The 25406-nt window shown below is 58.3% G+C and carries 26 protein-coding genes and 1 other annotated feature; of the genes, 19 read left to right on the forward strand and 7 right to left on the reverse strand.

What is annotated here, in order from left to right; translation table 11 throughout:
- Positions 1-208: 208 nt before the first annotated feature.
- The 5 genes from ACMGG9_RS09870 to ghoS form a co-directional block, all read right to left on the reverse strand.
- On the reverse strand, positions 209-1063 hold the full coding sequence (locus ACMGG9_RS09870; RefSeq protein WP_033642865.1) for a metal ABC transporter permease: 855 nt from the start codon (positions 1061-1063) through the stop codon (positions 209-211).
- Complete coding sequence (yfeC, locus tag ACMGG9_RS09875; RefSeq protein ID WP_016927980.1) at positions 1063-1923, reverse strand: iron/manganese ABC transporter permease subunit YfeC; 861 nt, start codon at positions 1921-1923, stop codon at positions 1063-1065. Before yfeC ends, ACMGG9_RS09870 begins: the two co-directional genes overlap by 1 nt.
- Positions 1923-2813 (reverse strand): manganese/iron ABC transporter ATP-binding protein, encoded by an 891-nt coding sequence (locus tag ACMGG9_RS09880; protein WP_033642866.1) that lies wholly within the window; start codon positions 2811-2813, stop codon positions 1923-1925. The genes yfeC and ACMGG9_RS09880 overlap by 1 nt, the downstream gene beginning before the upstream one ends.
- The gene (locus ACMGG9_RS09885) at positions 2810-3754 is read right to left on the reverse strand and encodes a metal ABC transporter substrate-binding protein (protein ID WP_033642867.1); all 945 of its coding nucleotides are present in this window, start codon (positions 3752-3754) and stop codon (positions 2810-2812) included. Before ACMGG9_RS09885 ends, ACMGG9_RS09880 begins: the two co-directional genes overlap by 4 nt.
- Positions 3755-3885: 131 nt before the next feature.
- Positions 3886-4185, reverse strand: coding sequence for a type V toxin-antitoxin system endoribonuclease antitoxin GhoS (ghoS, locus tag ACMGG9_RS09890; protein ID WP_033642868.1), 300 nt, complete (start codon positions 4183-4185; stop codon positions 3886-3888).
- A 109-nt stretch (positions 4186-4294) separates the two neighbouring features.
- Here ghoS and ACMGG9_RS09895 point away from each other — a divergent pair, with 109 nt between their 5' ends.
- From ACMGG9_RS09895 to ACMGG9_RS09920, 6 genes are all read left to right on the forward strand, one after another.
- Positions 4295-4960: a transglycosylase SLT domain-containing protein gene (locus tag ACMGG9_RS09895; protein ID WP_004931439.1), complete on the forward strand. Its 666-nt coding sequence runs from the start codon at positions 4295-4297 to the stop codon at positions 4958-4960.
- 304 nt (positions 4961-5264) lie between these two features.
- Complete coding sequence (locus tag ACMGG9_RS09900) at positions 5265-5990, forward strand: gluconate 2-dehydrogenase subunit 3 family protein (RefSeq protein WP_033652465.1); 726 nt, start codon at positions 5265-5267, stop codon at positions 5988-5990.
- 2 nt (positions 5991-5992) lie between these two features.
- Positions 5993-7774 (forward strand): GMC family oxidoreductase, encoded by a 1782-nt coding sequence (locus tag ACMGG9_RS09905; RefSeq protein ID WP_004931432.1) that lies wholly within the window; start codon positions 5993-5995, stop codon positions 7772-7774.
- Between the two features lie 12 nt (positions 7775-7786).
- On the forward strand, positions 7787-9124 hold the full coding sequence (locus tag ACMGG9_RS09910) for a c-type cytochrome (protein WP_414162130.1): 1338 nt from the start codon (positions 7787-7789) through the stop codon (positions 9122-9124).
- A gap of 256 nt (positions 9125-9380) precedes the next feature.
- Positions 9381-10664 (forward strand): serine/threonine protein kinase, encoded by a 1284-nt coding sequence (locus ACMGG9_RS09915; RefSeq protein ID WP_033652462.1) that lies wholly within the window; start codon positions 9381-9383, stop codon positions 10662-10664.
- 150 nt (positions 10665-10814) lie between these two features.
- The gene (locus ACMGG9_RS09920) at positions 10815-11948 is read left to right on the forward strand and encodes an ABC transporter substrate-binding protein (RefSeq protein WP_047026214.1); all 1134 of its coding nucleotides are present in this window, start codon (positions 10815-10817) and stop codon (positions 11946-11948) included.
- Between the two features lie 36 nt (positions 11949-11984).
- Here the strand turns inward: ACMGG9_RS09920 and ACMGG9_RS09925 are convergent, their stop codons facing one another.
- Both ACMGG9_RS09925 and ACMGG9_RS09930 read right to left on the reverse strand, forming a co-directional pair.
- Positions 11985-12674, reverse strand: a complete 690-nt coding sequence (locus ACMGG9_RS09925; RefSeq protein WP_033652461.1) for a MarC family NAAT transporter — start codon at positions 12672-12674, stop codon at positions 11985-11987.
- A 107-nt stretch (positions 12675-12781) separates the two neighbouring features.
- Positions 12782-13033, reverse strand: coding sequence for a hypothetical protein (locus ACMGG9_RS09930; RefSeq protein ID WP_154231732.1), 252 nt, complete (start codon positions 13031-13033; stop codon positions 12782-12784).
- A 199-nt stretch (positions 13034-13232) separates the two neighbouring features.
- On the opposite strand from ACMGG9_RS09930, the gene ACMGG9_RS09935 reads away from it, so the two are divergent.
- The 13 genes from ACMGG9_RS09935 to ACMGG9_RS09995 all read left to right on the forward strand — a co-directional run bounded on the left by ACMGG9_RS09935 (position 13233) and on the right by ACMGG9_RS09995 (position 25405).
- A complete protein-coding gene (locus ACMGG9_RS09935) occupies positions 13233-14282 on the forward strand; it encodes a YrzE family protein (protein ID WP_108680603.1) in 1050 nt (349 codons plus the stop codon).
- A gap of 239 nt (positions 14283-14521) precedes the next feature.
- The gene (locus ACMGG9_RS09940) at positions 14522-15145 is read left to right on the forward strand and encodes a hypothetical protein (protein ID WP_047026212.1); all 624 of its coding nucleotides are present in this window, start codon (positions 14522-14524) and stop codon (positions 15143-15145) included.
- Between the two features lie 218 nt (positions 15146-15363).
- The gene (gene thrS, locus ACMGG9_RS09945; RefSeq protein WP_025159696.1) at positions 15364-17292 is read left to right on the forward strand and encodes a threonine--tRNA ligase; all 1929 of its coding nucleotides are present in this window, start codon (positions 15364-15366) and stop codon (positions 17290-17292) included.
- A gap of 3 nt (positions 17293-17295) precedes the next feature.
- A complete protein-coding gene (gene infC / locus ACMGG9_RS09950) occupies positions 17296-17847 on the forward strand; it encodes a translation initiation factor IF-3 (RefSeq protein WP_048233542.1) in 552 nt (183 codons plus the stop codon).
- A gap of 98 nt (positions 17848-17945) precedes the next feature.
- Complete coding sequence (gene rpmI, locus ACMGG9_RS09955) at positions 17946-18143, forward strand: 50S ribosomal protein L35 (protein WP_004931418.1); 198 nt, start codon at positions 17946-17948, stop codon at positions 18141-18143.
- 43 nt (positions 18144-18186) lie between these two features.
- The gene (rplT, locus tag ACMGG9_RS09960) at positions 18187-18543 is read left to right on the forward strand and encodes a 50S ribosomal protein L20 (RefSeq protein WP_004931417.1); all 357 of its coding nucleotides are present in this window, start codon (positions 18187-18189) and stop codon (positions 18541-18543) included.
- Between the two features lie 113 nt (positions 18544-18656).
- Positions 18657-18779: a sequence feature (Phe leader region), on the forward strand.
- Entirely contained in the window at positions 18661-18705 is a 45-nt protein-coding gene (pheM, locus tag ACMGG9_RS09965) for a pheST operon leader peptide PheM (RefSeq protein ID WP_121626058.1), read from the forward strand. (Overlaps the previous feature by 45 nt.)
- Positions 18780-18966: 187 nt before the next feature.
- On the forward strand, positions 18967-19950 hold the full coding sequence (gene pheS, locus ACMGG9_RS09970) for a phenylalanine--tRNA ligase subunit alpha (RefSeq protein WP_004931416.1): 984 nt from the start codon (positions 18967-18969) through the stop codon (positions 19948-19950).
- A 14-nt stretch (positions 19951-19964) separates the two neighbouring features.
- A complete protein-coding gene (gene pheT, locus ACMGG9_RS09975; protein ID WP_414162131.1) occupies positions 19965-22352 on the forward strand; it encodes a phenylalanine--tRNA ligase subunit beta in 2388 nt (795 codons plus the stop codon).
- A 4-nt stretch (positions 22353-22356) separates the two neighbouring features.
- Entirely contained in the window at positions 22357-22653 is a 297-nt protein-coding gene (gene ihfA / locus ACMGG9_RS09980; RefSeq protein ID WP_004931414.1) for an integration host factor subunit alpha, read from the forward strand.
- 551 nt (positions 22654-23204) lie between these two features.
- A complete protein-coding gene (locus tag ACMGG9_RS09985; RefSeq protein WP_047026211.1) occupies positions 23205-23621 on the forward strand; it encodes a DUF2502 domain-containing protein in 417 nt (138 codons plus the stop codon).
- A 179-nt stretch (positions 23622-23800) separates the two neighbouring features.
- Positions 23801-24808, forward strand: coding sequence for a vitamin B12 ABC transporter permease BtuC (gene btuC / locus ACMGG9_RS09990; protein WP_033652456.1), 1008 nt, complete (start codon positions 23801-23803; stop codon positions 24806-24808).
- Between the two features lie 45 nt (positions 24809-24853).
- A complete protein-coding gene (locus tag ACMGG9_RS09995) occupies positions 24854-25405 on the forward strand; it encodes a glutathione peroxidase (protein ID WP_033642881.1) in 552 nt (183 codons plus the stop codon).
- The last annotated feature ends 1 nt before the right edge of the window (position 25406 follow it).

Consider the following 25406-nt stretch of genomic DNA (forward strand, 5'->3'; position numbering starts at 1 on the left):
ATTAGGTTAGCGTCTTTCCCGTGGTGAAAACACGACGCGGCGCACAGCCGGCGTCAAAGGCGGCGATTTTTTCAGCATCCCGCCAGCTCACAGTATATACCCTATTGATTAATTTAAGCGCAATACCGGTTGCAACTTGATGACAACGGATAAGGGGGCAGAGGAAACAGGATGCGGCGGAGAGCGCCGCCGCATCAGAGGAGGGCGTTTAACTGTCGCCCAGGGCGGTTTGGTTACGCTGTAACGGACGCAGTTTACCGTACAGTAAGGCGATAACGAACAGCACGGCCTGTACAATGACGATGCAGGGCCCGGTTGCGCCGTCGATGTGGAAACTGATCAGCGTGCCGAGCACGCAAGAGAACACCGACACCACCGTCGCCACCATCAGCATGCGATCGAAGCGGCGGCACAGCATAAAGGCGATGATGCCGGGGGCGATCAGCATGGCGATCACCAGGATCACCCCCACAGCCTGCAGCGAGGCGACGATGGTCATCGCCAGCAGACACAGCAGCCCGTAGTGCAGCAGCTTGACCGGCAGGCCAATCACCCGCGCATGGTGCGGATCGAAACAGTAGAGCATGAAGTCTTTGCGTTTAAGCAACACCACCGCCAGGGTGAAGCCGGCGATCAGCAGGGTTTGCTTCAGCTCGCCGTCGGTGATGCCCAGCATGTTGCCGAACAGAATGTGGCTCAGGTGCTGGTCGGTGTCGATGCGCGAGAACAGCACCAGGCCGAAGGCGAACATGCCGGAGAAAACGATGCCCATCACCGTGTCTTCTTTCACCCGGCTGTTCTCTTTCAGGTAGCCGGTGGCCACCGCGCAGAAGATGCCGGAGAGGAAGGCGCCGATCGCCAGCGGAATGCCGATGACGAACGCCACTACGATGCCGGGCAAGACGGCGTGCGAGATGGCGTCGCCCATCAGCGACCAGCCCTTGAGCACCAGATAGCAGGAGAGCACGGCGCATACCACGCCGGTGACGATGGCGGCGACGATCGCCCGCTGCATGAACGGGTAGGCGAAGGGTTCGCTGAGCAGTTGGTAGAGCGTGTCCATCAGCGGCCTCCGGTTGGTGACTGTGCTACGCGACGTTTTGCCGCCAGCAGGCCGTGTTTCGGCGCGAAGCAGAACGCCGCCAGGAACACCAGCGTTTGCAGGGTGACGATCACCCCGCCGGTGGCGCCGTCGAGGAAGAAACTCAGGTAGGCGCCGATGCCGCTGGTCAATGCGCCGATGATGATGGCGATGATCACCAGCCGGCTGAAGCGGTCGGTCAGCAGATAGGCGGTGGCGCCCGGCGTGATCACCATGGCGATCACCAAAATGGCGCCGACGGTTTGCAGTGCGGCGACGGTGCAGGCGCTGAGCAGGGTGAAGAACAGGATCTTCAGCTTCAGCGGCGACAGGCCGATCGACACCGCGTGGCTTTCGTCAAAGAACACCGCCAGCAGATCTTTCCACACCAGGCACAGGATCAGCAGCGAAACGCCGATGATGATTTCCACCTGCAGCACGTCTTCGTCGGCGATGCCGAGGATATTGCCGAAGATGATCGACTGTACGTTGACCGAGGTGGGGTTGAGCGACACGATCAGCAGGCCGACGGCAAAGAAAGTGGAGAAGATAAAGCCGATGATGGCGTCTTCGCGCAGCCGGGTGATGTGGCGCACCAGCGTCATCGCCAGCGCCGCCAGCATGCCGGTGAAGAAGGCGCCGGCGGCGTAGGGCAGGCCGAGGGCATAGGCGCCGGCCACGCCGGGCACCACCGAGTGCGACAGCGCATCGCCCATCAGCGACCACCCTTTCAGCATCAGGTAGGCGGACAGAAACGCGCAGGCGGCGCCGACGATGGCGCTGACCCAGATGGCCTTCACCATGTAGTTATAACTGAAAGGTTGCAGCAGAAGGTCCAGCATCAGGATTGTTTCTCCCTGGCCTGACTGTTGGCAGGCGGATCGCTCTTGGTGTGGCCATAGAACACCGCCGGGCGTTCATCGTCGGTCAACACCGTGACGGTGCGCGGATCGTTGTCGTCGTGCAGATCCGGGCCGGAGAGGTTGATATGGCGCAGCACGCCGCCGAACGCCAGCTCCAGATTGCTCTGGGTGAAGGTGGTTTCGGTCGGGCCGGCGGCCAACACCGTGCGGTTGATGAGGATCACTCGATCGCAGAACTCCGGCACGCTGCCGAGGTTATGGGTGGAAACCAGGATCAGATGCCCCTCGTCGCGCAGCGAGCGCAACAGATCGATAATGGCATTCTCGGTTTTCACATCCACGCCGGTGAAAGGTTCATCCAGCAGCAGCACCGTGCCCTGTTGCGCCAGGGCGCGCGCCAGAAACACGCGCTTTTTCTGACCGCCGGAGAGTTCGCCGATCTGCCGGCCGCGCAGCTCGCTGAGGCCGACGCGCTCCAGCGCCTTGTCGACCCGCAAGCGATCCTCGCGCGACGGAATGCGCAGGAAATTCATCTTGCCGTAGCGGCCCATCATCACCACGTCTTCCACCAGCACCGGGAAGTTCCAGTCGACGTCTTCGGTTTGCGGCACGTAGGCGATCAGGTTCTTTTTCAGCGCGTCCGCCACCGGTTTGTCGCTCAGCGACACCCGGCCGCTGGTGGGCTTGACCAGCCCCATGATGCTTTTGAACAGCGTCGATTTACCGCTGCCGTTAACGCCCACCAGCGCGCAGATAGAACCGCCGCTCAGGGTAAAACTGGCGTTATGAATGGCGGTGTGCCCGTTGTTGTAGGTCACGGTGACGTCGTCCACGCTCAATTCAGGGCGGACAAACAGCTCATGGGTCATTGATCGAATCCTTTGGCGATGGTTTGCACGGTGGTGTTAAGCAGATCGATATAGGTCGGCACCGGGCCATCGCGGGTGGACAGCGAGTCCACGTACAACACGCCGCCGTATTTGGCGCCGGTCTCTTTCGCCACCTGCCTGGCCGGCTTGTCGGAAATGGTGCTCTCGCTGAACACCACCGGAATATGGTGGGCGCGCACCGCGTCGATCACCCGGCGGACCTGTTGCGGCGAGCCTTGCTCATCGGCGTTGATCGGCCACAGATAGACTTCTTTCAGCTGATAGTCCTGCGCCAGGTAGCTGAAGGCGCCTTCACTGGTCACCAGCCAACGCTGCGCGGCCGGAATGCGCGCCAGGCGTTCGCGCAGCGGGGCGTCCAGCGCGCCGATTTTCTCTGCGTAGGCCTTGGCGTTGCGGTTGTAGGTTTCCGCATTGGCCGGATCGTGCGCCACCAGCGCTTTACGGATGTTTTCGATATATACCAGCGCGTTGCTCGGTGACATCCAGGCATGCGGGTTCGGGTTACCGTTATAGGGCCCTTCACGGATTGGCAGCGGGGTGATGCCTTCGGTCACGACCGCCGCCGGCACCTGCTTGATGTTCTCGAAGAATCGCTGGAACCAGCGTTCCAGGTTCATGCCGTTCCACAGGATCAGGTCGGCGTGCTGCGCTTTGACGATATCGCGCGGGGTGGGCTGGTAATCGTGGATCTCGGCGCCCGGTTTGGTGATGGATTCCACGACGGCGGCGTCACCCGCCACGTTCTGGGCGATATCCTGAATGATGGTGAAAGTGGTCACCACGCGCAGCTTTTTTTCCGCCAGCGCGGGTTGGCTGACCAGAGCGGCGCCGAGCAGCAAACAGGCGAGCGTGAAGGGGCGTAACAGTGCGGCAGCGCGGGGAGGGCGACTGCGACGAAAAGCGCAAGTTATCAATGGCATGATGACGTCTCCTGGTTCAAATGAAAATGATTATCAATATCAATTGAAGCGAAGTCAAGCGTCACTTGCCCACCGCCGGCGGGGCTATTTCTCCAACTGAAAAATAATACCGTCCGGGGAGTTATAACATTTTATGTATCAGTATGTAACCGCTGAAGGTAGTCCTTACAGGTGCAGATCGCCACCTCCGGCTGTTTTCCCAACGCCAACTGCCCGAACCCCTGCGCCAGTCGCTGCACATCCTCTTGATCCAGAACGGTTATGAACGCAAAACTGTTGCTGCCGAGCTCATGATGAACGCCATTTTCGTCTGTCACCGACGTGACAAAACCTTCACGGGTCAATTGCCCGGTCAGCTTGGCCAGGTCGGTCAGTCCCGCTTCCTGATAGCGAAAAGTCACCACAAAGCAGCTTGTTGCAGATTGACTCATAAATCACCTCTTGGTATATGGATAGCTTGAGATTAGTCCAAAAAATTACTGCAGGTGTCCTTACAAGTTGTATATGCTACGCAACTCATTGAAAGGAGTGAGGGATTCTGTGAAAACAAAAATAGGTTGCCTTACGGCAATTTTGCTTTTGTCGGGGTGCGCCAAAGACCCGCAAACGGCGAGCAATATTTCAGGCAGTGGCACAACGCGCGGCGGTTGGTTAAAACCCCCTCCGCAGGCACCGGTAAACCGCACAGGCACCCCGGTTGCTTATAACGATTACATTCGTCAGGCCGCCAGCAACTACGGCGTCGACGAAACGCTGATTAAAGCGATTATTCAGGTGGAGTCCGGGTTTAACCCGAACGTGGTCAGCACCTCGAACGCAGTGGGATTGATGCAGCTGAAGGCTTCTACCGCCGGCCGCGACGCCTATCGCATGAAAGGACGAAGCGGGCAACCCAGCTCGCGTGAGCTGAAGGATCCGGCGGTCAATATTGATCTGGGAACGGCCTATATCAATATTCTTCAAAGCCAGCAGCTAGCCGGGATCAACAACCCACAGACTTTGCGTTACGCCACCATCGTTTCGTATGTGAACGGGGCGGGCGCCATGTTGCGCACTTTCTCCTCGGACAAGCGCGTGGCGGTTAATCGCATCAATCAGATGAGTCCGGATGAGTTTTATCAGCACATCCAGAAAAAGCACCCGGCACCGCAGGCGCCGCGCTATTTATGGAAAGTGACCACCGCTTATCAGGCGATGTCGCAGTAATCCCATCCTTTGAATCGGCCGCCGAACGCGGCCGATTTTGTTTTCGGCGTCAGTTTTTAGCGCGACCCGCCTCTCATTTTTCGTTATTTCCTCATCGCTTATCAGAAAAACCGCACAAAAAGTTAAATTTACGTTAGCAGATAAATCTTTACGTTCATTCAATAAGTTACCGGTAACATTTTTGCTTTTGCTCGCATTCTGACCTTCAATAAATAGACAAATAAGTAACAAATTATTTTAAAAACCCGTATCGATCGCAAGGTTGCGGTTAAATAGTTGTGACTATCTTTGGATGGAATGTGACATGTCGAATCATAAAACCAACAATTCGCGGCGCGATTTCTTGTTGAAATCGATGACCTTAATTCCTGCGGCGGTAATTGGTGGCAGCGGCGTTGGCGCGCTGACGGCCCCAGCACCAGCGGTCGCTGCCTCGAACACTTCAACGCAGAACGATTACCAACCGACCTTTTTCACCCCGGAAGAGTGGGCCTTCATCAAGGCCGCCGTCGCGCGCCTGATCCCGGCCGACGAACGCGGCCCTGGCGCGCTGGAAGCCGGCGTGCCGGAGTTTATCGATCGCCAGATGAACACGCCGTACGCCACCGGTTCCATCTGGTACATGCAGGGGCCGTTCAACCCCGATGTGCCGAAGGAAATGGGCTACCAGCTGCCGCTGGTGCCCAAGCAAATCTACAACCTCGGCATCGCAGACGCCGACGCCTACAGCAAGAAAACCGCCGGCAAGCCTTTCGCCGAACTGGATGGCGCGCAGCAAGACGCCCTGCTGCAAAAGTTTGAGTCCGGCGAGGCGGAGTTCCAGCAACTGCCGTCGAAACTGTTCTTCTCCTATCTGCTGCAAAACACCCGTGAAGGTTTCTTCAGCGATCCGATCCATGGCGGCAACAAAGACATGGTTGGCTGGAAGCTGATTAATTTTCCGGGCGCGCGCGCCGATTTTATGGACTGGGTTGAGCGAGGGGAGCGTTATCCCTTCCCGCCGGTCTCGATTCGTGGGGAGAGGGGCTAACCATGGCAACGGTAATGAAAAAAGTAGACGCGGTGATCGTCGGCTTCGGCTGGGTGGGCGCGATCATGGCCAAAGAGCTGACCGAGGCCGGCCTCAACGTGGTGGCGCTGGAGCGCGGCCCGATGCGCGACACCTACCCGGACGGGTCTTATCCGCAGGTGATCGACGAGCTGACCTATAACATTCGACGCAAGCTGTTCCAGGATCTGTCGAAAAGCACCGTCACCATTCGCCACAACAGCAGCCAGACCGCGGTGCCTTACCGCCAGCTGGCGGCGTTCCTGCCGGGCACCGGCGTCGGCGGCGCCGGTCTGCACTGGTCGGGCGTGCATTTCCGCGTCGATCCGATCGAACTGCGCATGCGCAGCCATTATGAAGAACGCTACGGCAAAAACTTCATTCCGAAGGACATGACCATCCAGGACTTCGGCGTGACCTACGACGAGCTGGAACCGTTCTTCGACAAAGCGGAGAAAGTGTTCGGCACCTCCGGCACCGCCTGGACCATCAAAGGGCAGAAAGTAGCGCAGAAGGGCGGTAACCGCTTTGCGCCGGATCGCTCCGACGACTTCCCGCTGCCGGCGCAGAAAAACACCTACTCCGCCCAGCTGTTCGAGAAAGCGGCGCTGGAGGTGGGTTACCACCCTTACAACCTGCCGTCCGCCAACACCTCGGACTCTTACACCAACCCGTACGGCGCGCAGATGGGCCCATGCAACTTCTGCGGTTTCTGCAGCGGCTACGCCTGCTACATGTATTCCAAAGCCTCGCCGAACGTCAACATCTTGCCGGCGCTGCGCATGGAGAAACGCTTCGAGCTGCGCACCAACGCCAACGTGCTGAAGGTCAACCTGACCGACGACAAGTCCCGCGCCACCGGCGTGAACTACGTCGATGCGCAGGGCCGTGAGATTGAACAGCCGGCCGACCTTGTGATCCTGGGCGCGTTCCAGTTCCACAACGTGCACCTGATGCTGCTGTCCGGCATCGGCAAGCCTTACGATCCGGTGACCGGCGAAGGCGTGGTCGGGCGCAACTTTGCCTACCAGAACATGACCACCATCAAGGCGTTCTTTGATAAAGACGTCTTCACCAACCCGTTCATCGGCGCCGGCGGCAACGGCGTGGGCGTGGATGACTTCAACGCCGACAACTTCGATCACGCCAAAGAAGGTTTCGTCGGCGGTTCGCCGTTCTGGGTCAACCAGGCGGGGACCAAGCCGATCTCCGGCCTGCCGACCCCGCCGGGCACCCCGGCCTGGGGCAGCAAGTGGAAAGCGGCGGTGGCGGATGCCTACACCCACCACGTCTCGATGGATGCCCACGGCGCGCACCAGTCGTACCGCAACAACTATCTGGATCTCGATCCCAACTACAAGAACGTGTTCGGCCAGCCGCTGCTGCGCATGACGTTCGACTGGCAGGAAAACGACATCAAGATGGCGCAGTTCATGTACGACAAGATGGCGCCGATCGCCAAGGCGATGAACCCGAAACTGATCGCCGGCAGCCCGAAAAACGCCAACAGCCACTTCGATACCACCAGCTACCAGACCACCCACATGAACGGCGGTGCGGTGATGGGGGAAGATCCGAAGACCAGCGCGGTCAACCGCTATCTGCAGAGCTGGGATGTGCACAACGTGTTCTCGATCGGCGCATCGGCCTTCCCGCAAGGGCTGGGCTACAACCCGACCGGCACCGTGGCGGCGCTGGCTTATTGGTCTGCCCGCGCCATTCGCGAGCAGTATCTGAAAAACCCAGGCCCATTGGTGCAGGCATAAGGACGGCGAACGATGAAAACATTTGTACCGGCACTGGTTCTCAGTGCAGTGAGTTTCTCCGTTTGGGCGCAGGACGCCACCGTCAGCAGCGAGCTGATCAAGCGCGGCGAGTACCTGGCGCGCGCCGGTGACTGCGTGGCCTGCCATACCGATGGCAAGAACGGCAAGACCTTCGCCGGCGGCCTGGCGATGGAGACGCCAATCGGCACCATCTACTCGACCAACATTACGCCGGACAAGAAAACCGGCATCGGCGATTACAGCTTCGAGGATTTCGACAACGCGGTGCGTAAGGGCGTAGCCAAAAACGGCAGCACCCTGTACCCGGCGATGCCGTACCCGTCGTTCGCGCTGGTGAAAGAGGACGACATGCGCGCCATGTATGCCTATTTCATGCACGGCGTGCAGCCGGTGGAGCAGGCCAACAAGGATTCCGACATCCCGTGGCCGCTGTCTATGCGCTGGCCGCTGAGCATCTGGCGCGGCATGTTTGCGCCGTCGCCGGCGGATTTTGTCGCCGACGCCAAGGCCGATCCGGTGATTGAGCGCGGTCGCTACCTGGTGGAAGGCCTGGGCCACTGCGGCGCCTGCCATACCCCGCGCAGCATCACCATGCAGGAGAAAGCGTTGAGCAACAGCGAAAGCGACGACTACCTGTCCGGGAGCAACGCGCCGATCGACGGGTGGGTGGCTTCCAGCCTGCGCGGCGACCGCAAGGACGGCCTGGGCAGCTGGAGCGAAGCCGAGCTGACCGAGTTCCTGAAAACCGGCCGTAACGACAAAGCCATCGTGTTCGGCGGCATGAGCGACGTCGTGGAGCACAGCCTGCAATACCTGAGCGACGACGATCTGACCGCCATCGCGCGCTACCTGAAATCGCTGCCGCCGAAAGACGGCAAGCAGCAGGCGGCGCCGGTCGAAGACAGCGTGGCCAAGGATCTGTGGCGCGGGAATGACAGCAAGCCCGGCGCGGCCCTGTATGTTGATAACTGCGCGGCCTGCCACCGCACCGACGGCGTGGGTTACAAGCGCGCCTTCCCGGCGCTGAAGGGCAATCCGGTGGTGCAGACCGAGGACGCGACCTCGCTGATCCATATCGTGCTGACCGGCAACACCACGCCGGCGGTGCAGGGCGCGGTGTCCAACATCACCATGCCGCCGTTTGGCTGGCGTTTGAACGATCAGCAGGTGGCGGACGTGGTGAACTTCATCCGCTCCAGCTGGGGCAACAGCGCCAAACCGGTGAGCGCCTCCGACGTGGCCGACGTGCGTAAAGACCGCTCGATGATCCGCGATGAGAAGGAGATGGGCAGCGCCGAGGTGCCGGACCATCCGGACGCGAAGAAGTAAACCGTTTAAGGGCTCCGCAAGGGGCCCTTAGTTTTTCTGCTGCCGCCTGCTTTTTCAGCAGATTGTGTTCGCAAATCGTCCGTTCAGCCGATAAAACATAGACCCGCAGCGGATTTTTCATTATCCTTTGCCGTCCTTTCATCAGGCGTAAGTATGAAATATCGCTTTAATTCACTGATTATTATTAAAAAACTCGCGGAGAAGGATATCCCGTTAGGCGCAATCGTTGTCGCCGCAGATTAAGGTAGACTGTCTCATGAGTACGATTTCTCCCGATTCAGGCACGCTGACGGCCGCTCAGACTGCCAAATGGAACAAAACCGACACCGTCTGGATGTTCGGTCTCTATGCGACTGCGGTGGGCGCAGGTACGTTGTTCTTGCCGATCAACGCCGGCCTGAACGGCCCGCTGGTGCTGCTGTTGATGGCGCTGTTCGCTTTCCCGCTGACCTATTTGCCGCACCGCGCGCTCAGCCGCTTCGTGCTTTCCGGCTCCAGCCGCGACGGCAACATTCACGATGTGGTGGTGGAACACTTCGGCGTGCTGGCCGGCAAAATCATCATGGTGCTGTATCTGATGGCGTTCTTCCCGATCGTGCTGGTGTACAGCATTTCGATCACCAACGCGCTGGACAGCTTCCTGATCCATCAGTTTCACGTGGCGCCGCTGCCGCGCCTGTGGCTGAGCCTGGCCGTGGTGGTGGTGCTCAATCTGGTGCTGCTGCGCGGCAAAGACAGCATCGTGGCGGCGATGGGCATGCTGGTGTTCCCACTGCTGGTGTTCCTGATGGGCATTTCGCTCTATCTGATGCCGAGCTGGAATACCGCCAACTTCGTGCATGGCCTGGCCGCCACCCGCTTCGACACGCCGGGGTTGTGGCATTCTCTGTGGCTGGCCGTGCCGGTGATGGTGTTTTCCTTCAGCCATGCGCCGATCATCTCTTCCTTCGCCTCGACCCAGAAGAGCCTGTACGGCGACAAGGCGGAACGCCGCTGCGCGCGCATCATGCGCTACAGCTATGTGCTGATCTGCGTTACCGTGCTGTTCTTCGTGTTCAGCTGCGTGCTGAGCCTGTCTCATGAAGACATGCTGCAGGCGAAAGAGCAGAACATCACGGTGCTGACCACGCTGGCCAACAAGTTCTCCAACCCGCTGATCGCCTACCTTGGCCCGGTGATGGCGATGCTGGCGATGGCCAAATCCTATCTCGGCACCTCGCTGGGGGTGACGGAAGGGGCGACCAGCCTGATCGACGGCGTCACGCGCGCGGTCGGCAAGCCGCTCAGCTCGCGCATGACGCACCGCATTTCGGCGGTGTCGCTGTTCCTGCTCACCTGGGCGGCGACGGTGTGGAACCCCAGCGCGCTGCATATCATCGAAACCATCAGCGGCCCGCTGATTGCGGCGATCCTGTTCATCCTGCCGATGTACGCCGTGCGTGCGGTGCCGGCCATGCGCCAATATCGCGCGGCGAGCAACGTCTTCGTGCTGGTGATGGGGTTGATCGCGCTCTCGGCGCTGATCTACGGCCTGATATGATCCCCTGGGCGCGCCGGCTCCGGCGCGCCTCTTATCCTTCCTTTACACATCCCTTTGCAATTAATCGCCGGCATGCCGGGCGTTATCTTTGATAATGCAAGCCATTCTCATTAGTATTTCCTGAATGTATTCATGACTAAGGAGTCTTTCGTGCACCGTCGAATCACTTTGCCGGCGCTGGTTTGCGCCGCCTTACTCGCCTCTCCGGCGATGGCCACTACCTATCCGTTGACCCTGACCGACACCTCCGGCCAGACGGTCACCCTCCAGCAGGAGCCGAAACGCATCGTGGTGCAGGACGGGCGCGACATTCTCACGCTGGCGCTGCTCGATCGCGCCAACCCGTTCGGCCGGCTGGTGGCCTGGAATAACCTGCTGAAGAAAAGCGACGCGGCGACCTGGGAAATCTTGCAGAGCAAATGGCCGGCGGCGAAAAACATCATCGATATGGGATTCAGCGATAAAGGCGAAGTGAATCTGGAGAGCGTGATCGCCAAGCGCCCCGATCTGATGATCGCCCAACTGCGCTCCAAGCCTTCGCTGAGCCAAACCGGCGTGCTGGATAAGCTGAAGGCGCTGAACGTGCCGGTGCTGTTTATCGATACCATGCTCAAACCGGTGGAAAACACGCCGAAAAGCGTGACGCTGTTGGGGGAAACCCTCAACCGTGAAAGCGAAGCCAAGCAATATACCGATTATTATCAGCAGCATTATCAGGCCATTCTGGCCAAAACGCAGGCGGTGGCACCCAAACCGTTGGTGTTCTTCGAAGCCAAGGCCGGTCTGAATGGCCTGGAATCCTGCTGCTTCACCCATGCGCACGTCGGCTGGGGCGCGTTGGTCGAAGCGGTCGGCGCGCGCAACATCGGTTCTGCGCTGCTGCCGGGTGCGACCGGCGACGTGGCGCTGGAAAAAGTGATCAGCATGAAACCGGATGCCTACATCGTTTCCGGCTCGCAGTGGGCCAGCAAGACTAACGCCGCGGTGCCGTTCGGCTATGGCGTGACGCAGCAGCAGGTGGATGAGGCCTTCAACCGCATGAAACAGCGCCCGGGGTTCTCGCAGGTGTCGGCGGTGAAGGAAGGGCGGTTCTACGGCATCTACCATAACTTCTACAACCACCCGTACAACATCGTCGGGCTGGAGTATCTGGCGAAGTTTATCTATCCGGCGCAGTTCCCGGATTTGGATCCGGCCAAGACCTACAGCGAGATCCTCAGTCGCTTTACCGAAGTGCCGGAAGGCAAGGGCATTTTGGGCGCGCAGGCGCCGGCGGGGAAATAACGGCAACGGGCGCGATGTCGCGCCCGTTTTTCATGGTCAGGCGGCGGCCGGTGTATAGGTGGAGATGATCTCCAGCACGCCGTTGATGATGAACTGCACGCCCATGCACACCAGCAGGAAGCCCATCAGGCGCGAGATCGCTTCGATGCCGCTTTTCCCGACCAACCGCATGATGGCGCCGGAACTGAGCAGGCAGGCCCACAGGATCACCGCGACCGTCAGGAAGATGGCGACCGGCGCCACGGCCAACACCCAGGGTTCAAAGCCCAGCGAGTTCGCTTTGACGCTCGACGCCGAGCTGATGATCATCGCGATGGTGCCCGGCCCGGCAGTGCTCGGCATGGCCAGCGGCACGAAGGCGATGTTGGCCGACGTCTTGTGGCGCAGCTCGTGCGACTTGCTCTCCACCTCCGGCGCGTCTTCGGGGCTCTGCTGCGGGAACAGCATGCGAAAACCGATGAAGGCGACGATCAGGCCGCCGGCGATGCGCAGGCCGGGGATCGAAATGCCGAAGGTGTTCATCACCACCTGCCCGGCGTAAAACGCCACCGTCATGATGCAGAACACATAAACCGAGGCCATCAGCGACTGCTGATTACGCTCTTCGCGCGTCATATTGCCGGACAACCCGAGCAGCAACGCCACCGTGGTCAGCGGGTTGGCCAGCGGCAACAGCAGCACCAAACCCAGTCCGATGGCCTGGAATAACTGCAAAATACCCGTCATAAAATAGACTCCCTGTGCAACGTTCAAGCCGCCAAACGGCGGCCCATGAGCTGAACAGCCTAGCCTGCCGTACGCCTGGCGGCAATGGGGATAGCTCGTAACGTTAATTAACCGTCGGCCCGGGCGTTCAGCGTCGCCGGCCGGCGAAATTCGTCGGCGGGAGCCTCTTCGTCATCGCCGCACTCGCCGGCGAGCTCAGGTTCATCCTCACACCCCAGCGGCGCCTCGTTGACCGCAATCGCGCGCGGCACCGAACGTGCGCCAAAATGCACTCGCCCATACAGCGTCGCTAATACCGCGCATAGCACGACGAGGACTGCGAGTAACCGGTTCATGTTGTGCGCTAAGACCTTGTTCATTGGTGGATAGCGTAAGAATAGTGACGCTAAGGCGGTCTGTCAGCGTAGCGCCGCTGAAAGTAAACGCACGTCTGATGTCATTATCATTAATTATTTTTAACTGTTTTCACCCTTTAACCGCCTGATTGATGAGGCGAGTCTATAATGGTAAGGCTTTCTGGCATTTCTTTATAATCGTAAACTTAAAAGGAGTTTTACTATGGAAGTGGCAAAAGAATGGGTAGCGGCGAAAAAAATCTCCTGGGGCAGCGTCATCGGCGGCGTGATCACCGTATTGGCTGTTTCACTGTTGCTGTCGACGTTAGGCACCAGTCTTGGATTCTCCATCGTGGATCCGACATCAGACGATCCGATAAACGGCGCCGGTACCACCGTAGTGATTTGGTCCGCTGTTTCAATCATTATTAGTTTGGCCGCCGGCGCTTTTATTGCCGGGCGTTTGGCTGCTAATGACGGACTTATTCATGGCTTCCTGGTATGGGCGACCTCACTGATTGTGGCGGCGGTGCTGGGGGGGATGCTGGTCGGGTCTGCCGTGAAGGCGACCGGCAATGCGCTGGGCGCTATCGCTTCGACCTCCGGCAGCTTGCTCTCCGGCGCCGGTTCAGCGATTGGCAAAGGGGCATCCGGATTGGCGGACGCCGGCGGTAAAGTGTTTGACAAGTTGGGCATTGACACAACCTTGGAACCTGAACAGCTGCAAGGCGATGTGGTTACGGCGCTTAAAAAAAGCGGTATCCCGTCATTGCAGCCTGAATTCATGCAACAGCAGTTGAATGCGGCCAAAACTGATTTGGCGGACGCAGTAAAAGCTCTGGCACTTCAGCCTGACAATAGCGACGCCATTATTAATCAACTGGTCGCCAAGCTTAAAAAACAGGGTGAGGCCATCTCGCAAGATGTGGATCAAGACGCCCTGAAAAAGGCCTTGGCGGAAAATACCGATATGACGCCGCAGGAAGTGGACCAGACGGTGAAGAATTTGGTCGAAGCCAAAAATAAAACTGCGCAGCTGGTTAATCAGCGTTTGGATGACGCCGAAGCAAAAATCAATCAGGCAAAACAGGAGTATGTGGAGCTGAAACAGAAGGCGCGCGAACAGGCTGCCGCTGCTGCGGACGAATTGTCGCGGGCCGCATTGTGGTCGTTCTTTGCGCTGTTGATTGGCGCAGTGGTCAGTGCGTTGGCCGGCTTGTGGGGCGTTAACACCAATGTCCACCGTATCGCGGTATCACCTGCGCAGGCGTAATCTTCAGGCTCCTTTGCGCGTCTCGATGATATAGGGATGAGAGCCTGGAATACTGACGACGATGAAGTGACTGCCAGGAAAGACTGGCCTTACCCCGGCCCAGGTGCCGGGGTTTTTTATTGTTTCGGCGTAATTAACGACCACCTTTCGCGCGGCGCAGGGCATTAGGCATCAATTGCCACGATCCCTGAGAACAGGTGGATACCATAGATGCGCTGTAAATAATAATGAGTGTGATTATGAAACAAGAACTGCATATTTTACTGGGGAAAATCGGCGCATTCGCGCTTTCCGCCGCCTTCATGGCGGCATTGGTCGGCCTGGTGTTTATCGATGTGCATTGGCTGCATAACTTCGTGCATGAAACCTCGTTGACCGAAGCGGCGCAGGAGCTGTTGCTGCTCGCCATCTCCGGCGGTTTCTTCGCCGCGGCTCGGCGACAGGCCGAGCGTCGTTCCGCCTGGCTGCTGGTTGGCGGCTTCTTTCTCTGCATGCTGATCCGCGAGATGGACTTCGCTTTCGATGCGTTGTGGCACGGCGCCTGGGTGTGGTTCGCGCTGGCGGTCGCCTTGGCCTGTCTGTGGCATGCCGCAAGGCATATTGCGGCTACGGCGCGCGGCCTGGTCTATATCGTGTCGCACCCCGGCTACGGCATGATGTGCGCCGGCCTGCTGTGCATCCTGGTGTTTTCACGCCTGTTCGGCATGAGCGCGCTGTGGCAAACGCTGATGCTGGACGGTTACAACCGGGTGGTGAAAAACATGGTGGAAGAGGGATGCGAACTGCTGGGCTACGGCCTGTGCCTGCTGGCCACCCTTAGCTACCTGAAAGGCGTGTTTGCGCCGGATAGAGCGAAAGTGTGAGGGCGGCGGCGCTTTATTTATCCGGAACAATTTTAGTGATACTATTCGCTTAGCCGAATGCGGCTGAGAAGGTATGCGTTCCATTCTGTATACCCAGTGAGGTTTCAATCTGGCAATTGTGGGCGAGATCTGAAACCTGGCTGACCAAACCCAAAATCCAATTTTCGTACTGCATGTGATCTGTCGTGTGGGTCACCACTGTAGATAAGGAATTATTAATGCCTGTTATTACCCTTCCTGACGGAAGTCAGCGTCATTTCGACCACCCCGTTTCCCCGATGGATGTCGCGCGCGATATCGGCCCTGGCCTGGCGAAAGCCTGTATCGCCGGCCGTGTCAACGGCGAGCTGGTCGACGCCGGCGATCTGATCGAATCAGATGCGCAGCTGGCCATCATCACCATCAAAGACGAAGACGGTCTGGAAATCATGCGCCACTCCTGCGCGCACCTGCTGGGTCATGCGATCAAGCAGCTGTGGCCGGATACCAAAATGGCGATCGGTCCGGTGATCGACAACGGTTTCTATTATGACGTGGATATCGACCGCACCCTGACGCAGGAAGACCTGGATCTGCTGGAAAAGCGGATGCACGAGTTGGCCGATAAGGATTACGACGTCATCAAGAAGAAGGTCAGCTGGCAAGAAGCCCGCGACACCTTCGCTGAGCGCGGCGAAATCTATAAAGTGGCGATCCTGGATGAGAACATCAGCCATGACGATCGTCCGGGCCTGTATCACCACGAAGAATACGTCGACATGTGCCGCGGCCCGCACGTGCCGAACATGCGTTTCTGCCACCATTTCAAACTGCAGAAAACCTCCGGCGCTTACTGGCGCGGCGACAGCAAAAACAAAATGCTGCAGCGTATCTACGGTACCGCCTGGGCAGACAAGAAGCAGCTGAACGCCTACCTGCAACGCCTGGAAGAAGCGGCCAAGCGCGATCACCGCAAGATCGGCAAACAGCTCGACCTGTATCACATGCAGGAAGAAGCGCCGGGCATGGTGTTCTGGCACAACGACGGTTGGACTATCTTCCGCGAGCTGGAAGCCTTCGTGCGCATGAAGCTCAAAGAGTATCAGTACCAGGAAGTGAAAGGTCCGTTCATGATGGACCGCGTGCTGTGGGAAAAAACCGGCCACTGGGAAAACTACAAAGACGCCATGTTCACCACCGCGTCGGAAAACCGCGAATACTGCATCAAGCCGATGAACTGCCCGGGGCACGTGCAGATCTTCAACCAGGGCCTGAAGTCGTACCGCGATTTGCCGCTGCGCATGGGCGAATTCGGCAGCTGCCACCGCAACGAGCCTTCGGGTTCCCTGCACGGCCTGATGCGCGTGCGCGGCTTCACGCAGGATGACGCCCACATCTTCTGTACCGAAGAGCAGGTGCGCGCCGAAGTGAACGAATGCATTCGCATGGTCTATGACGTGTACGGCACTTTCGGCTTCGACAAGATCGCCGTCAAGCTGTCCACGCGCCCGGAAAAACGCATCGGCACCGACGACATGTGGACCCGTGCGGAAGAAGACCTGGCCGCCGCGCTGACCGAGAACGGCATTCCGTTCGAGTACCAGCCGGGCGAGGGCGCCTTCTACGGACCGAAAATTGAATTTACCCTGCATGATTGTTTGGATCGCGCATGGCAATGTGGTACCGTGCAGCTCGATTTCTTCTTGCCGGGCCGTTTGGGCGCATCGTACGTTGGCGAAAACAACGATCGCGTCGTGCCGGTAATGATTCACCGCGCCATTTTGGGCTCCATGGAACGCTTCATCGGTATCCTTACCGAAGAATATGCCGGGTTCTACCCGACCTGGATCGCTCCGGTGCAGGTGGTGGTGATGAATATCACCGACAGCCAGTCTGATTACGTCCAGCAATTGACCAAAAAACTGCAGGATGCAGGTATTCGCGTGAAAGCGGACTTGAGAAATGAGAAGATTGGCTTTAAAATTCGCGAACATACTTTACGTCGAGTCCCTTACATGTTGGTGTGCGGTGACAAAGAGGTCGAAGCAGGCAAAGTTGCCGTTCGTACCCGCCGTGGCAAAGACTTGGGAAGTCTGGACGTAAACGAAGTCGTAGACAAGCTGCTGAAAGAGATTCGCAGCCGTAGTCTTCATCAACTGGAGGAATAAAGTATTAAAGGCGGAAAACGAGTTCAACCGGCGCGTCCTAATCGCATTAACAGAGAAATTCGCGCGCAAGAAGTTCGCCTAACCGGCGTCGATGGCGAGCAGATTGGTATTGTCAGTCTGAATGAAGCTCTTGAAAAAGCTGAGGAAGCGGGCGTTGATTTAGTAGAAATCAGCCCAAATGCCGAACCGCCAGTTTGCCGAATCATGGATTACGGCAAATTCCTCTACGAGAAGAGCAAGTCGACGAAAGAACAGAAGAAGAAGCAAAAAGTTATCCAGGTTAAGGAAATCAAATTCCGTCCTGGCACCGATGATGGCGACTATCAGGTCAAACTACGCAACCTGATTCGCTTTCTGGAAGATGGCGATAAAGCCAAAATCACCCTGCGTTTCCGCGGGCGTGAGATGGCGCACCAGCAGATCGGCATGGAAGTGCTTAACCGCGTCCGTAAAGACCTGTGTGAAGATATGGATCTGGCAGTGGTCGAGTCCTTCCCTACGAAGATCGAAGGCCGCCAGATGATTATGGTGCTCGCTCCTAAGAAGAAACAGTAAGGCTTACAAGTAATGGAACCCGCGCGGCGCTTGCGCTGTGTGGGTTTTATTCGCCCAACTGATTCGTTGTTTAACAATGCGAAGTGGATTTAATTAAAATGCCAAAGATTAAAACTGTACGTGGTGCAGCCAAGCGCTTCAAAAAAACCGGCAGCGGTGGTTTTAAGCGTAAACATGCCAACCTGCGTCATATTCTGACCAAAAAAGCAACCAAGCGTAAACGTCACCTGCGTCCGAAAGGCATGGTGTCTAAAAACGATCTGGTCCTGGTTACCGCGTGCCTGCCGTACGCATAAGCCATTTTTTTTGAATTTAGAATAAGACTTTAGGAGAGAGCATATGGCTCGCGTAAAACGTGGTGTAATTGCACGCGCACGTCACAAGAAAATCATGAAGCAGGCGAAAGGTTACTACGGTGCCCGTTCGCGCGTATATCGTGTTGCCTTCCAGGCAGTAATCAAAGCAGGTCAGTATGCTTACCGTGACCGTCGTCAACGTAAGCGTCAGTTCCGTCAGCTGTGGATTGCACGTATCAACGCAGCTGCTCGTCAGAACGGTCTGTCTTACAGCAAGTTCATCAACGGCCTGAAAAAAGCCTCGATCGAAATTGACCGTAAGATCCTGGCTGACATCGCAGTCTTCGACAAAGTGGCCTTCGGCGCACTGGTTGAGAAAGCGAAAGCAGCTCTGGCGTAAGTCAGTAGAAGAGGGAGCTTGCTCCCTCTTTTAATCTTTGTTTTCAGCGACAAATATTGACTTTCATTGCCCGCCGCTATATCACTGGTGGACAATCATCGACAAGGTACCGCAATCATGCACGCAGCTATTTTTCGTTTCTTTTTTTACTTTAGCGCCTGATTTCAGGAGGCTTTGCGCGTAAGAAAAGAAACGAAAAGTAGCGCCTAAGCCTCCCTCGTGGAGGCTTTTTTGTTTTTGGCCATCGTCCCGCCTTGCAAAGCGTTGCGGTGAGAACGGCGGGTACTCAGCCGGCCCTGCGCCGCGCAGGCGAGCCGCCTGGCCGGCAACGCATTGAAAAGTCTTTGAAGATTGCTCAAAGGCGTGTTCGAATAATAGATAACAATTACTTAGGGCCATCCCGGCCAGAGGAAGAGGAAAGCAATGCCACATCTCGCAGAGCTGGTTGCCAATGCCAAGGCAGCCGTAGAAGATGCCCAGGATGTTGCCGCGTTAGATTTGGTGCGCGTCGAATATTTTGGCAAGAAAGGTCATTTCACCTTGCAGATGCAGTCTCTGCGCGACGTACCGGCGGAAGACCGTCCGGCGGCCGGCGCGGTGATCAACCAGGCCAAGCAAGAGGTGCAAGACGCCCTGAACGCGCGCAAGAACGCGCTGGAAAGCGCCGCGCTGAACGCGCGCCTGGCGGCTGAAACCATCGACGTCTCCCTGCCGGGCCGTCGCATGGAAAACGGCGGCCTGCACCCGGTGACCCGCACCATCGACCGCATCGAAACCTTCTTCGGCGAGCTGGGCTTCTCCGTCGCTACCGGCCCGGAGATTGAAGACGATTACCATAACTTCGACGCGCTGAACATTCCAGGGCATCACCCGGCGCGCGCCGACCACGATACTTTCTGGTTCGACGCTACGCGCCTGCTGCGCACTCAGACCTCCGGCGTGCAGATCCGCACCATGAAGAACCAGCAGCCACCAATCCGCATCATTGCGCCGGGCCGCGTTTATCGTAACGACTACGATCAGACTCACACCCCGATGTTCCACCAGATGGAAGGGCTGATCGTCGATAAAGACATCAGCTTCACCAACCTAAAGGGCACGCTGCACGATTTCCTGAATAACTTCTTTGAAGAAGACCTGCAGGTTCGTTTCCGTCCGTCCTACTTCCCGTTCACCGAGCCGTCCGCCGAAGTGGACGTGATGGGTAAAAACGGTAAATGGCTGGAAGTGCTGGGCTGCGGCATGGTGCATCCGAACGTGCTGCGCAACGTGGGCATCGATCCGGAAGTTTACTCCGGCTTCGCCTTCGGTATGGGCATGGAGCGCCTGACGATGCTGCGTTACGGCGTCACCGACCTGCGCGCATTCTTCGAAAACGATCTGCGTTTCCTCAAACAGTTTAAGTAAGGCGGGAATATCACATGAAATTCAGTGAACTCTGGTTGCGCGAGTGGGTAAACCCGGCCATCAGCAGCGAAGCATTATCCGATCAAATCACCATGGCCGGTTTGGAAGTGGACGGCGTGGATCCGGTTGCCGGCGCGTTTAACGGCGTCGTGGTGGGTGAGGTTGTCGAGTGCGGTCAGCACCCGAACGCCGATAAACTGCGCGTCACTAAAGTTAACGTGGGCGGCGATCGCTTGCTCGACATCGTCTGCGGAGCGCCGAACTGCCGCACCGGCCTGAAAGTGGCGGTCGCCACCGTGGGCGCGGTGCTGCCGGGCGATTTCAAAATCAAGGCCGCCAAACTGCGCGGCGAACCTTCGGAAGGCATGCTGTGTTCGTTCTCCGAACTGGGCATTTCCGACGATCATGACGGCATTATCGAACTGCCGCTGGATGCGCCGATCGGCACCGACATCCGTGACTATCTGAAACTGAACGACAACACCATCGAGATCAGCGTCACCCCGAACCGCGCCGACTGCCTGGGCATCATCGGCGTCGCGCGTGACGTGGGCGTACTGAACCAGGTTGCGCTGACCGAGCCGGACATGAGCCCGGTGCCCGCGACGATTGACGCCACGCTGCCGATCCGCGTTGACGCGCCGCAGGCGTGCCCGCGTTATCTGGGCCGCGTGGTGAAAGGCATCGACGTCAAGGCGCCAAGCCCGCTGTGGATGCGTGAAAAACTGCGTCGTTGCGGTATCCGTTCTATCGATGCCGTCGTCGACGTCACCAACTATGTGCTGTTGGAACTTGGCCAGCCGATGCACGCTTTCGATCTGAGCCGCATCGACGGCGGCATCGTGGTGCGCATGGCGGAAGAAGGGGAAACCTTGACGCTGCTGGACGGCAACGAAGCCAAACTGAACGCCGACACCTTAGTGATCGCCGATCACCAAAAAGCATTGGCGATGGGCGGCATCTTCGGCGGCGAGCATTCCGGCGTCAACGGCGAAACCCAGGACGTGCTGCTGGAGTGCGCTTTCTTCAGCCCGCTGTCGATCACCGGCCGCGCGCGCCGTCACGGCCTGCACACCGATGCTTCTCACCGCTATGAGCGCGGCGTCGATCCGGCGCTGCAGTACAAAGCCATGGAGCGCGCCACGCGCCTGCTGCTCGACATCTGCGGCGGCCAGGCAGGCCCGATTATCGACGTGACTCACGAGAACGAACTGCCGAAACGCGCTACCATCACGCTGCGCCGCGAGAAGCTGGATCGCCTGATCGGCCACGTGGTGCCGAGCGAGCAGGTCAGCGACATTCTGCGCCGCCTGGGTTGCCAGGTGACCGAACAGGGCGACAGCTGGCAAGCGGTCGCGCCGAGCTGGCGTTTCGATATGGAGATCGAAGAGGATCTGGTGGAAGAAGTGGCGCGCGTTTACGGCTACGACAACATTCCGGATGTGCCGGTGCGCGCCGATTTGGTGATGACCCAGCATCGCGAAGCCGATCTGACGCTCAAGCGCGTGAAGACCATGCTGGTCGATCACGGTTATCAGGAAGCGATCACCTACAGCTTCGTCGATCCGAAAGTGCAGGCGCTGCTGCACCCGAATGAAGAAGCGCTGATCCTGCCGAGCCCGATTTCGGTCGAAATGTCGGCGATGCGTCTGTCGCTGTGGACCGGTTTGCTGTCCGCGGTGGTGTACAACCAGAACCGCCAGCAGACGCGCCTGCGCCTGTTCGAAAGCGGCCTGCGCTTTGTGCCTGATAGTGCGGCAGATCTGGGGATCCGTCAGGACGTCATGCTGGCGGGCGTGATCGCCGGCCATACGCACGATGAACATTGGGATCTGGCGCGCAAGCCCGTCGACTTCTATGATTTAAAAGGGGATCTGGAGTCTGTCCTCGAGCTGACCGGTAAATTATCCGAAATTCAGTTCCGGGCGGAAGCCAATCCGGCCCTGCATCCAGGGCAAAGTGCGGCGATTTATTTGCACGGCGAACGCGTTGGTTTCATCGGTGTGATTCACCCGGAACTTGAACGTAAACTGGATCTTAACGGCCGCACCGTGGTGTTTGAACTGGAGTGGAACAAGCTTGCGAGCCGCGCCGTGCCTCAGGCGCGGGAGATTTCGCGCTTCCCGGCAAACCGCCGTGATATCGCCATTGTGGTGGCTGAAAACGTCCCCGCAGAAGATATTTTGGCCGAGTGTAAGAAAGTTGGCGCAAATCAGGTAGTTGGCGTAAACTTGTTTGACGTGTACCGTGGCAAGGGCGTGGCAGAAGGTGACAAGAGCCTGGCTATCAGTCTGGTATTGCAGGATACCGCTCGTACACTGGAAGAAGAGGAGATAGCCGCTACCGTTGCAAAATGCGTAGAGGCTCTAAAACAGCGATTCCAAGCATCCTTGAGGGATTGAACCTATGGCGCTTACTAAAGCTGAAATGTCAGAACACCTGTTTGAGAAGCTTGGGCTTAGCAAACGGGACGCCAAAGACCTGGTGGAACTGTTCTTTGAAGAGGTCCGTCGGGCCCTTGAGAATGGCGAACAGGTAAAACTGTCGGGTTTTGGCAACTTTGATCTGCGTGACAAGAACCAACGTCCGGGGCGTAACCCGAAGACCGGCGAAGACATTCCGATTACGGCGCGCCGCGTGGTGACCTTCCGTCCGGGGCAGAAGCTGAAAAGCCGGGTAGAAAACGCCAGCCCGAAAGGGTGAGTGACGTGACATCAAAAAAGGCCGCTTGCGCGGCCTTTTTCTTTTCTGGGACAAAATTCAGTTTATTCCTAATCGATAAGACATGATTCCATTGAGCCGTTAAGTCGGCACGGCGAAAATTATTGCCCTTAATTGCGGAATGTTCTTATATCTTATTTCATGTAATGCGTGGTTTTTATTTCTCACTTCAATAACGGCCGTAATAATGGCCAGGGCCATCGCCACGGTGGCCGCCGCCTCCGTGAGGGCCCCAGCAACAGGCGCTAAGGGTTGAGGCCAGGGCGACCACGGCCAGCAGCATACCGAGTCGTTTAATCATCTTATTATCCTCCGGTGGGGATCCGTTTAATTATCATTGTCGCGCCGCTTAAGCGATGTCAGTTATTCGTTAAGCCTTGGCAGAGGCAATAATAATTAAAGACGTCGGCAAACAGTGTCGGGATTGTGTAAGGCCGTCGAAAACGATCTGAAAATAGGCACCGGTGAGATAGTCGCTAAATAAGCGCACTGATATAACCACTGCAGCAAGAAAAATAGAGTGAGAAGGCAAAATGAAAAAGATCCTGTTGCTGGTGTGTTTCCCTCTGTTGCTGCCGCTGGCGGCACAGGCCGATGTCTCCGTCGATATCAACGTGCCGGGCGTTTCCCTGCATTTGGGGGATCAGGACCGCCGTGGTTACTACTGGGATGGCTACGACTGGCGTCCCCCGCAATGGTGGCATGCACACCAGGGCCGCGGTTTGGGGGAGCGAAATGCGCGCGGCCTGTACTGGGACGGCGGGCGCTGGCAGCCTTCGCCGCCGCGTGGCTATGAGCATCGCGAGCCGGCGCGCAGCGGCAATCCTTTCCACGGCGATCGCGATAATCGTGATCATGATGGCCGCCATGACGATCGCGGCGACCATGACCGGCGCGATGATGGCCGTGGCCGGCCCTATCCGCAGGGCAACCCCGGTCAGCATCGTTAACCCCTGAGTTTATCGGCGGCTGGTTTTGCCATCATCCTGGCGATGACGGGCAGGGCCAGCCGCTGCTTTCCTGCGCCATCGCTTACGCAAGGCTTCCCCTTGCGGCGTTAACCCCCTAATATTTGACTCAGACGTCAATTATCCGGCCACGACAGCGGCCGGCAGGGAATCGCCGCGCCATGCCAACCAGCCGTACCTTCACCTTACTGTTGCAACATCAACGTTACCGCGATAAACGCCAGGTCATTCTGTTGGCGCTGGGTGTGGTGCTGGCATTGCTGTTTAGCCTTTGCGCCGGCGATCGATGGATATGGCCGTCAGAATGGTTCAGCGATCGGGCGCAGCTGTTCGTCTGGCAACTGCGATTGCCGCGTGCGCTGGCGGTGATGTTGGTCGGCGCAGCCCTGGCGGTAGCCGGGGCGGTGATGCAGGCGCTGTTTGAAAACCCGTTGGCGGAACCTGGCCTGCTGGGGGTGGCGAACGGCGCCGGCGTCGCGCTGGTGCTGACGGTGCTGCTGGGCCACGGTTTGCTGCCGGTAGCGCTGATGAGCGCCGCCGCGATAGCAGGCGCGCTGGCGATGACGTTCTTGCTGCTGGGCTTCGCTCGCCGGCGCCGCCTGACCAATGCGCGGCTGTTGCTGGTGGGAGTGGCGCTGGGCATCGTGTGCAGCGCGCTGATGACCTGGGCGGTCTATTTCAGCACCAGCCTCGATCTGCGGCAGTTGATGTACTGGATGATGGGGGGCTTCGGCGGCGTCGACTGGCGCCAAAAGTGGCTGGTGTTGGCGCTGCTGCCGGTGCTGCTGTGGCTGTGCGGCCAGGGGCGAGCGCTTAACCTGATGGCGCTGGGCGAGGTGCAGGCGCGGCAGCTCGGGCTGTCGCTGCATCTGTGGCGCAACCTGCTGGTGCTGGCGATCGGCTGGCTGGTGGGCGTCAGCGTGGCGCTCGCCGGAGTGATCGGCTTCGTCGGGCTGGTGATCCCGCATATTTTGCGGCTCACCGGTTTGACCGACCAACGCTATCTGTTGCCGGCCTGCGCGCTGGCGGGGGCCGGCGTGTTGCTGGTGGCCGATGTGATCGCCCGCGTTGCGCTGCTGGCGGCCGAACTGCCGATCGGCGTGGTGACCGCTACGCTGGGAGCGCCGCTATTTATCTGGTTACTGACCCGGGCAAAAGGCGTAAGGTAGTTTTCTTCATTCACCTGCCATTAAAAAACTACAGGATGACAACCGATGAGCAATCCAATTTATAACCTGCCGTTACAGACCATCGAAAATCAGGCTACCACGCTGGGGGCCTATCAGGGCAAGGTGCTGCTGGTGGTCAACGTGGCCTCGGAGTGCGGCCTGACGAAGCAATATGAAGGGCTGGAAGCGCTGTACGAAACCTATCGCGATCGGGGGCTGGAAGTGCTGGGGTTCCCGTCCAATGAATTCCTGGGGCAGGAACCGGGCAGCAACGAAGAGATCCTGGCGTTTTGCCGCGGCACTTTCGGCGTGCAATTCCCGATGTTCGCCAAGATTGAGGTGAACGGCGAACACCGTCATCCGCTGTATCAGGCGCTGATTGCCGCGCAGCCGGCTGCTGTCGCGCCGCAGGGCAGCGAGTTCCTGGCGCGGATGACCAGCAAAGGGCGTGCGCCGAAGCACGCCGGCGATATTTTGTGGAACTTCGAGAAATTCCTCATCGCGCGCGACGGCACGGTGATCCAGCGCTTCTCGCCGGACACCACGCCGGAAGATCCGGCGCTGGTGGCGGCGGTGAAACAAGCGCTGGCAGGGTAAG

This window comes from Serratia sp. BNK-10, from assembly GCF_047456065.1.
Classification (GTDB): Bacteria; Pseudomonadota; Gammaproteobacteria; order Enterobacterales; family Enterobacteriaceae; genus Serratia; species Serratia ureilytica.

Bases quoted from the DNA above. Each gene is read 5' to 3' on its own strand.
- pheS (WP_004931416.1), top strand. From the start codon at position 18,967: ATGCCACATCTCGCAGAGCTGGTTGCCAATGCCAAGGCAGCCGTAGAA.
- rpmI (WP_004931418.1), top strand. From the start codon at position 17,946: ATGCCAAAGATTAAAACTGTACGTGGTGCAGCCAAGCGCTTCAAAAAA.
- ACMGG9_RS09985 (WP_047026211.1), top strand. From the start codon at position 23,205: ATGAAAAAGATCCTGTTGCTGGTGTGTTTCCCTCTGTTGCTGCCGCTG.
- ACMGG9_RS09915 (WP_033652462.1), top strand. From the start codon at position 9,381: ATGAGTACGATTTCTCCCGATTCAGGCACGCTGACGGCCGCTCAGACT.
- ACMGG9_RS09905 (WP_004931432.1), top strand. From the start codon at position 5,993: ATGGCAACGGTAATGAAAAAAGTAGACGCGGTGATCGTCGGCTTCGGC.
- ACMGG9_RS09930 (WP_154231732.1), bottom strand. From the start codon at position 13,033: ATGAACAAGGTCTTAGCGCACAACATGAACCGGTTACTCGCAGTCCTC.
- ACMGG9_RS09885 (WP_033642867.1), bottom strand. From the start codon at position 3,754: ATGCCATTGATAACTTGCGCTTTTCGTCGCAGTCGCCCTCCCCGCGCT.
- ghoS (WP_033642868.1), bottom strand. From the start codon at position 4,185: ATGAGTCAATCTGCAACAAGCTGCTTTGTGGTGACTTTTCGCTATCAG.
- yfeC (WP_016927980.1), bottom strand. From the start codon at position 1,923: ATGCTGGACCTTCTGCTGCAACCTTTCAGTTATAACTACATGGTGAAG.
- ACMGG9_RS09880 (WP_033642866.1), bottom strand. From the start codon at position 2,813: ATGACCCATGAGCTGTTTGTCCGCCCTGAATTGAGCGTGGACGACGTC.
- ihfA (WP_004931414.1), top strand. From the start codon at position 22,357: ATGGCGCTTACTAAAGCTGAAATGTCAGAACACCTGTTTGAGAAGCTT.
- rplT (WP_004931417.1), top strand. From the start codon at position 18,187: ATGGCTCGCGTAAAACGTGGTGTAATTGCACGCGCACGTCACAAGAAA.
- thrS (WP_025159696.1), top strand. From the start codon at position 15,364: ATGCCTGTTATTACCCTTCCTGACGGAAGTCAGCGTCATTTCGACCAC.
- btuC (WP_033652456.1), top strand. From the start codon at position 23,801: ATGCCAACCAGCCGTACCTTCACCTTACTGTTGCAACATCAACGTTAC.
- ACMGG9_RS09900 (WP_033652465.1), top strand. From the start codon at position 5,265: ATGTCGAATCATAAAACCAACAATTCGCGGCGCGATTTCTTGTTGAAA.
- ACMGG9_RS09925 (WP_033652461.1), bottom strand. From the start codon at position 12,674: ATGACGGGTATTTTGCAGTTATTCCAGGCCATCGGACTGGGTTTGGTG.
- pheT (WP_414162131.1), top strand. From the start codon at position 19,965: ATGAAATTCAGTGAACTCTGGTTGCGCGAGTGGGTAAACCCGGCCATC.
- ACMGG9_RS09995 (WP_033642881.1), top strand. From the start codon at position 24,854: ATGAGCAATCCAATTTATAACCTGCCGTTACAGACCATCGAAAATCAG.
- ACMGG9_RS09910 (WP_414162130.1), top strand. From the start codon at position 7,787: ATGAAAACATTTGTACCGGCACTGGTTCTCAGTGCAGTGAGTTTCTCC.
- ACMGG9_RS09870 (WP_033642865.1), bottom strand. From the start codon at position 1,063: ATGGACACGCTCTACCAACTGCTCAGCGAACCCTTCGCCTACCCGTTC.
- ACMGG9_RS09940 (WP_047026212.1), top strand. From the start codon at position 14,522: ATGAAACAAGAACTGCATATTTTACTGGGGAAAATCGGCGCATTCGCG.
- ACMGG9_RS09935 (WP_108680603.1), top strand. From the start codon at position 13,233: ATGGAAGTGGCAAAAGAATGGGTAGCGGCGAAAAAAATCTCCTGGGGC.